Source organism: Actinoplanes sp. ATCC 53533 (assembly GCF_003947245.1).
Genome location: NZ_QHHV01000647.1, coordinates 1 through 666, shown reverse-complemented (window position 1 = coordinate 666; position 666 = coordinate 1). Strand labels below are relative to the sequence as shown.

The following is a 666-nucleotide window of genomic DNA, read 5'->3' as shown; positions in this document are numbered from 1 at the left end:
ACCGGCGGGGAGTGGAACGGTGTCTCGGGGCGTATGTCGGTCGTGGACGCCGCCGTGCGCCAGAACACCTACGACTTCGTGGCTGGCCGGTTCATGGTCAAGCGCGACATGGGCAGCGGCAGCATCGCGTGGCTCGAGGCGGGCTGGGCCGAGACCGGCTGGGCCGGCTCTGGCCGTCAGCGCGTCTACACCTTCGATACCAACAGCGGAGCGTGGCAATTCTATGAACAATACGCCATCAATCCCGGCGACAAGGTATGGCTGGAGGTCCGAACCGGCGCCGACGGCGTCTGGCAGGCGTGGCTATGGTGGAACAATCGGTGGCAGTTGTTGACCGCCCAGAAGTTGCCGATCGGACCGAGCGCGTACGTCGAGCAGTACGTCGAGGTCTACACCGACCCTCGCCGCCCGACCCGCATCGACGTGCCTCCAGTGACGGTCGACAACGTCCAACTGCGCCCTTCCGGCGGCGGCGACGCCCGGTACTGGCGCGACGACGTCAGCACGTTGACCGCCGACAGCACCCAGCAGCGCACCGGAGACTACTGCTTGAACTGGGTGATCCCTTACGACACCTGGACTGCCGGCAACTGCCCGCGTCCCGGCGTCGCATAGGGTTCATGCAGCTGCCTGCGGCTGCTCTCGCTGCGGCATCGCGTCTCTGGT

1 protein-coding gene is annotated in these 666 nt (G+C 66.5%); it reads left to right on the top strand.

Annotation, left to right across the window (positions count from 1 at the left end):
- A partial coding sequence (locus DMB66_RS60450; protein WP_125812737.1) for a hypothetical protein occupies window positions 1–615 on the top strand: 615 nt, incomplete at its 5' end.
- Between the last annotated feature and the right edge of the window lie 51 nt (window positions 616–666).